Source organism: Streptomyces anandii JCM 4720 (assembly GCF_014650655.1).
GTDB classification, from domain to species: Bacteria; Actinomycetota; Actinomycetes; order Streptomycetales; family Streptomycetaceae; genus Streptomyces; species Streptomyces anandii.
The window spans coordinates 83,473-89,535 of the sequence record NZ_BMVJ01000019.1; the positions used below are offsets into that span (position 1 = coordinate 83,473).

Annotated in this window: 6 protein-coding genes and 1 pseudogene; 6 read left to right on the forward strand and 1 reads right to left on the reverse strand. The window is 70.1% G+C overall.

The genetic code is table 11. From position 1 onward, the window contains the following. Window positions 1-59 precede the first annotated feature (59 nt). On the reverse strand, window positions 60-776 hold the full coding sequence (locus IE249_RS27880; RefSeq protein WP_373304463.1) for a murein hydrolase activator EnvC family protein: 717 nt from the start codon (window positions 774-776) through the stop codon (window positions 60-62). A gap of 273 nt (window positions 777-1,049) precedes the next feature. Between IE249_RS27880 and rpsB the strand changes: the two genes are divergently transcribed. From rpsB to IE249_RS38680, 6 genes and pseudogenes are all read left to right on the forward strand, one after another. Further along, a complete protein-coding gene (gene rpsB / locus IE249_RS27885) occupies window positions 1,050-1,937 on the forward strand; it encodes a 30S ribosomal protein S2 (RefSeq protein ID WP_189709081.1) in 888 nt (295 codons plus the stop codon). 163 nt (window positions 1,938-2,100) lie between these two features. Then, entirely contained in the window at window positions 2,101-2,937 is an 837-nt protein-coding gene (tsf, locus tag IE249_RS27890; protein WP_189709083.1) for a translation elongation factor Ts, read from the forward strand. Window positions 2,938-3,138: 201 nt separating this feature from the next. After that, on the forward strand, window positions 3,139-3,897 hold the full coding sequence (gene pyrH / locus IE249_RS27895) for a UMP kinase (RefSeq protein ID WP_189709085.1): 759 nt from the start codon (window positions 3,139-3,141) through the stop codon (window positions 3,895-3,897). A 195-nt stretch (window positions 3,898-4,092) separates the two neighbouring features. Then, the gene (gene frr / locus IE249_RS27900; protein WP_064537659.1) at window positions 4,093-4,650 is read left to right on the forward strand and encodes a ribosome recycling factor; all 558 of its coding nucleotides are present in this window, start codon (window positions 4,093-4,095) and stop codon (window positions 4,648-4,650) included. Beyond that, the gene (locus tag IE249_RS27905; RefSeq protein ID WP_189709087.1) at window positions 4,650-5,822 is read left to right on the forward strand and encodes a phosphatidate cytidylyltransferase; all 1,173 of its coding nucleotides are present in this window, start codon (window positions 4,650-4,652) and stop codon (window positions 5,820-5,822) included. Before frr ends, IE249_RS27905 begins: the two co-directional genes overlap by 1 nt. A gap of 107 nt (window positions 5,823-5,929) precedes the next feature. Beyond that, a pseudogene (locus IE249_RS38680) lies at window positions 5,930-6,063 on the forward strand (dual-specificity RNA methyltransferase RlmN); the annotation flags it as partial.

Consider the following 6,063-nt stretch of genomic DNA (forward strand, 5'->3'; position numbering starts at 1 on the left):
GCCCCTCCCCTCCCCTCCCCGCCCCCGCCCCCGCCCACCCCACCTCGCCCCTGCCGCCGTCACGGAGGCAGGGGTACGTCCAGTACCGGCAGGAGTCTTGGCGGTGCCGGGTTCAGCAGCCATGGGGGCAGGAGCAGGAGTGGGTTCAGATAGGTGTCCGCTCTCAGCAGGCCCCAGTGCAGGCATGCGCTCCCGCAGTGCGAGCCCGTCTCCTCCAATGTGCCGAGTACTTCCCCGGCGGCCACCTCCTGGCCCTTGGTCACCGACGCCTGGACCGGTTCGTACGTCGTCCGCAGGGGCGGGTCACCCGTGCCCGTTAGTTCCACCGACACCACGCCCCTGCCCGCCACCCGCCCGGCGAAGGACACCCGGCCCGCCGCCACCGCCCGTACCGGAGTGCCGGGGGCGGCGCCCAGGTCGACGCCCCGGTGCCCGGGCCCGTAGACCGTCGCCGGCGGCTCCCAGCCCCGTAGGACCGGCGGGCGCACCCCCACCGGCCACCCCCGCCCGACCGCCGGCACCGAACCACCGTCCGCACCCGCCGCACCCGCCGCACCCGCCGTCCCCCTCCCGACCGTGCGCACCGCAGTGACCGAGTCGACCGACGCGACCGCCGCGACACCGCGCCAGGCGTGTGGCGGAGCCGGACCGCCTCCCCCCGCCCGGGGCGTCTGCGCGAGCAGTGTCAACGCCGCACCCGCGAGCACGCAGAGCCGTCCTCGCGCCCATCCGCTCACCGGGGGCCGTTCGCATTCGTTCGTCCGTGTCCGAGACATGTGCTCACGGTCCCGTATCGCACGTGATCGTGCCGGAGCCTGTGGACAACCCGCCCGTTGTGGACAGCGGCGTCACCCGGCACCTCCCGGGTCCCGTACACTTCTGGTGGCGATCCGGGTCACCGGGTCGACTTCGCACGCCCCGACACCCCGACCGGCGACGGTCGGTGTCAGCGCCCCTCGGTCCCTCGTGGCACGGCGCACCGCGGGCGTCAGGCGCGGAAGCCGTCCGGCATCCGCGGCACAACCGAGAAACTCAAGGAGAGTACGGCCATGGCCGTCGTCACGATGCGGGAGCTGCTGGAGAGCGGCGTCCACTTCGGTCACCAGACCCGCCGTTGGAACCCGAAGATGAAGCGCTTCATCTTCACCGAGCGCAACGGCATCTACATCATCGACCTGCTCCAGTCGCTGTCGTACATCGACCGCGCCTACGAGTTCGTCAAGGAGACCGTCGCCCACGGCGGCACGGTCATGTTCGTCGGCACGAAGAAGCAGGCGCAGGAGGCCATCGCCGAGCAGGCCACCCGCGTCGGCATGCCCTACGTCAACCAGCGCTGGCTGGGCGGCATGCTCACCAACTTCTCGACCGTCTACAAGCGCCTGCAGCGCCTGAAGGAGCTCGAGCAGATCGACTTCGAGGACGTCGCGTCCTCCGGTCTGACCAAGAAGGAGCTCCTGGTCCTCTCCCGCGAGAAGGCCAAGCTGGAGAAGACCCTCGGCGGTATCCGCGAGATGCAGAAGGTGCCGAGCGCCGTCTGGATCGTGGACACCAAGAAGGAGCACATCGCGGTCGGCGAGGCCCGCAAGCTCAACATCCCGGTCGTCGCCATCCTCGACACCAACTGCGACCCCGACGAGGTCGACTACAAGATCCCGGGCAACGACGACGCGATCCGCTCCGTCACCCTGCTCACCCGTGTGATCGCCGACGCCGTCGCCGAGGGCCTCATCGCCCGTTCCGGTGTCGCCGCCGGTGACAAGGGCGAGAAGGCCGCGGGCGAGCCGCTCGCCGAGTGGGAGCGCGACCTGCTCGCGGGCGAGAAGAAGGCCGACGAGGCCGCCGCCGAGGCCCCCGCCGCCGAGGCCCCCGCCGCCGAGGCCGAGAAGCCGGCCGAGGCCCCCGCGGAGGCTCCCGCCGCCGAGGGCGAGCAGGCCTGATCCGTCGGCGTGAAGCCGTTGACGGCGGGAGCGGTGCATGAAGTCCGCTCCCGCCGTTCACCCGTAGGTCAGCGGTGCGTCAGCGGACCCCCGCTCCATGGACCGGGGGTCCGCTGTCCCCTGATCTTCGATCTCCCAGACTTCGAGAAAGATTCACAGACTCATGGCGAACTACACCGCCGCCGACGTCAAGAAGCTCCGTGAGCTCACGGGCGCCGGCATGATGGACTGCAAGAAGGCGCTGGACGAGGCCGAGGGCAACGTCGAGAAGGCCGTCGAGGCGCTGCGCATCAAGGGCCAGAAGGGCGTCGCCAAGCGCGAGGGCCGCTCCGCCGAGAACGGCGCCGTGGTCTCGATCATCGCCGACGACAACTCCTCCGGTGTCCTCGTCGAGCTGAAGTGCGAGACGGACTTCGTCGCCAAGGGCGACAAGTTCCAGGCCGTCGCCAAGACGATCGCCGAGCACGTCGCCAAGACCTCCCCGGCCGACCTCGAGGCCCTGCTCGCCTCCGAGATCGAGGCCGGCAAGACCGTCCAGGCGTTCGTGGACGAGGCCAACGCCAACCTCGGCGAGAAGATCGTCCTGGACCGCTTCGCGCAGTTCTCCGACGGTTTCGTGACCGCGTACATGCACCGCACGATGCCCGACCTGCCCCCGCAGATCGGTGTCCTCGTCGAGCTCGACAAGCCCAACGCCGAGGTCGCCAAGGGCGTCGCGCAGCACATCGCCGCCTTCGCGCCGAAGTACCTCTCCAAGGACGAGGTGCCGGCCGAGGTCGTCGAGTCCGAGCGCCGCATCGCCGAGGAGACCACCCGCGCCGAGGGCAAGCCCGAGGCCGCGATCGCCAAGATCGTCGAGGGTCGTCTGAACGGTTTCTTCAAGGACGCCACGCTGCTCGGCCAGCCGTACGCGCTCGACAACAAGAAGTCGGTCCAGAAGGTCCTGGACGAGGCCGGTGTCACCCTGAAGCGCTTCACGCGCATCAAGGTGGGCATCTGAGTCCGTACCGCGACTCACGCCCGACCCGGATAGGGTCGTAAGCAGTCGTCGGCGTCACGCGCGTACGCGGACATCGCACGCGCGCGTGACGGACGACAGCAGAACTGACGAGGAGGCCATTGCCGCTGCATGGGATGCGAAACACGCCCCACCGGCAATGGCCTTCTTCGCATGTGCACCACGTAACAGAGGCGGGATCTCATGACCACCAAGGCCCAGAAGAGCGACGACGGCAAAGTACCCGGCCGGTTTCTGCTGAAGCTGTCCGGGGAGGCCTTCTCCGGCGGCGGGGGCCTGGGCGTCGACCCGGACGTGGTGCACGCGATCGCCCGTGAGATCGCCGCCGTCGTACGGGACGGCGCGCAGATCGCGGTCGTCATCGGCGGCGGCAACTTCTTCCGCGGCGCCGAACTGCAGCAGCGCGGCATGGACCGCGCCCGCTCGGACTACATGGGCATGCTCGGCACCGTGATGAACTGCCTCGCCCTCCAGGACTTCCTGGAGAAGGAAGGCATCGACAGCCGCGTCCAGACCGCCATCACCATGGGCCAGGTCGCCGAGCCGTACATTCCGCTGCGTGCCGTGCGCCACCTGGAGAAGGGCCGCGTGGTCATCTTCGGCGCCGGTATGGGCATGCCGTACTTCTCCACCGACACCACCGCCGCCCAGCGTGCCCTGGAGATCGACGCCGAGGCGCTGCTGATGGGCAAGAACGGGGTCGACGGGGTTTACGACTCCGACCCCAAGGCCAACCCGGACGCCGTGAAGTTCGACTCGCTCGGCTACGGCGAGGTCATCACCCGCGACCTGAAGGTCGCCGACGCCACGGCGATCACGCTCTGCCGCGACAACAGGCTCCCCATCGTCGTCTTCGAGCTTCTGAAGGAGGGCAATATCGCCCGCGCCGTCAAGGGTGAGAAGATCGGCACGCTTGTGGGTGACCAGGCCGGCCGGGACTGACCGACCGGCCAGCCCCCGGACCGAGGGTCCGCCGGGAAGCCACCTGTCCGGGGGACGGGCGGGACGGACCCGGACCGGGGGATGGACAATGTCCTGCCGGTCGGGAACCGTGCAGGAAGAAGACGCGACGCAGCCGGCCACCGTGTCCCGACGGGAACCGAGGCCGGGCCTACTCAAGACACGCAGGAGCAAGTGGTGATCGAAGAGACCCTCCTCGAGGCCGAGGAGAAGATGGAGAAGGCCGTCGTGGTCGCCAAGGAGGACTTCGCCGCGATCCGCACCGGCCGTGCGCACCCGGCGATGTTCAACAAGATCGTGGCCGACTACTACGGTGCGCCGACGCCGATCAACCAGCTGGCCTCGTTCTCCGTGCCGGAGCCGCGCATGGCGGTCGTGACCCCGTTCGACAAGACCGCGCTGCGCAACATCGAGCAGGCGATCCGCGACTCCGACCTGGGCGTCAACCCGAGCAACGACGGCAACATCATCCGGGTGGTGTTCCCCGAGCTCACCGAGGAGCGCCGCCGTGAGTACATCAAGGTCGCCAAGGGCAAGGGCGAGGACGCCAAGGTGTCCATCCGCTCCGTGCGCCGCAAGGCCAAGGACGCCATCGACAAGCTGATCAAGGACGGCGAGGTCGGCGAGGACGAGGGCCGCCGCGCGGAGAAGGAGCTCGACGACACCACCGCGAAGTACGTCGCGCAGGTGGACGAGCTGCTCAAGCACAAGGAAGCGGAACTGCTCGAGGTCTGATGAACGACTCTTCCTGGGGAGCTCCGCAGCAGGCCGGGTACTGGGGGCAGACCCGCCCCATGCCCGCCGTGCCCGGCGACCCCGCAGACGGCGGCACCCAGGATGACGACCCGGGGGCCGCCCGGTCGGGCGGCCCCCTCTTCCACGACGGCGCCCCGCAGCCGCAGACCCCTCCCCACCGGCAGCCGTACGGCACCCACCAGCAGCCCTACGGCGCCGGCCCGCACCAGCAGCCGTACGAGGCGCCGCAGCCGCGGCCCTACGATCCGCCGCGCACGCCCCCGGCCCACGGGACGGCGACGCAGAATCCGGAGCCCATGCCCGACGCCCCGCAGCAGGCGCCCGCCCCGCAGAAGAAGAGCGCGGGCCGCGACCTGAGCGCTGCCATAGGAGTCGGGGTCGGACTCGGCGTCGTGATCATCGCGTCGCTGTTCGTCGTCAAGGCCGTGTTCGTCGGCGTGATCGCGGTCGCCGTCGTGGTGGGCCTGTGGGAGCTCACCAAGCGGCTGGAGGAACGCAAGGGCATCAAGGCGCCGCTGGTGCCGCTCGCCATCGGCGGCGCGGCCATGGTGGTCGCCGGATATGTGCGGGGCGCGGAGGGCGCCTGGGTGGCCATGGCGCTGACCGCGCTCGCCGTCCTGGTCTGGCGCATGACCGAACCGCCGGAGGGTTACCTCAGGGACGTCACGGCGGGCGTCTTCGCCGCCTTCTACGTGCCGTTCCTGGCCACCTTCGTGGCCATGATGCTCACCGCGGGCGACGGCCCGTACCGCGTGCTGACCTTCCTGGTCCTGACGGTCGTCAGCGACACCGGCGCCTACGCCGTCGGCTGGCGCTTCGGCAAGCACAAGCTCGCCCCGCGCATCAGCCCCGGCAAGACCCGCGAGGGCCTGTTCGGCGCGGTCACCTTCGCCATGGCGGCCGGCGCGCTGTGCATGCAGTTCCTCATCGACGGCGGCGCCTGGTGGCAGGGCCTCCTGCTGGGCCTCGCGGTCGCCGCCAGCGCCACCCTGGGCGACCTCGGCGAGTCCATGATCAAGCGGGACCTGGGCATCAAGGACATGGGCACCCTCCTCCCCGGCCACGGCGGCATCATGGACCGCCTGGACTCCCTCCTCCCCACCGCCCCGGTGGTATGGCTCCTGATGGTCGCCTTCGTGGGCTCCGCCTGACCGGCACCCCCAGGCGCCCCCGCACTCCCGGGTGACGTCCAACGTCCACGACCCCGAGCCCCACGGGCCCGGGGTCACCCAAGTCGATCTGCGACACTGGTAGCACCATGCCCAAGCCCGGAGAACTTACTTTTGTCGCGCCGCGCGGTGCCAAGAAGCCGCCGCGGCATCTCGCCGATCTCTCGCCCGCCGAGCGCAAGGAGGCCGTGGCCGCGATCGGGGAGAAGCCGTTTCGCGCCAA

What these genes read in the sequence shown, in the direction of transcription:
- IE249_RS27880 (WP_373304463.1), bottom strand. Translation starts at nt 776, where the DNA reads ATGTCTCGGACACGGACGAACGAATGCGAACGGCCCCCGGTGAGCGGA.
- tsf (WP_189709083.1), top strand. Translation starts at nt 2,101, where the DNA reads ATGGCGAACTACACCGCCGCCGACGTCAAGAAGCTCCGTGAGCTCACG.
- rpsB (WP_189709081.1), top strand. Translation starts at nt 1,050, where the DNA reads ATGGCCGTCGTCACGATGCGGGAGCTGCTGGAGAGCGGCGTCCACTTC.
- pyrH (WP_189709085.1), top strand. Translation starts at nt 3,139, where the DNA reads ATGACCACCAAGGCCCAGAAGAGCGACGACGGCAAAGTACCCGGCCGG.
- IE249_RS27905 (WP_189709087.1), top strand. Translation starts at nt 4,650, where the DNA reads ATGAACGACTCTTCCTGGGGAGCTCCGCAGCAGGCCGGGTACTGGGGG.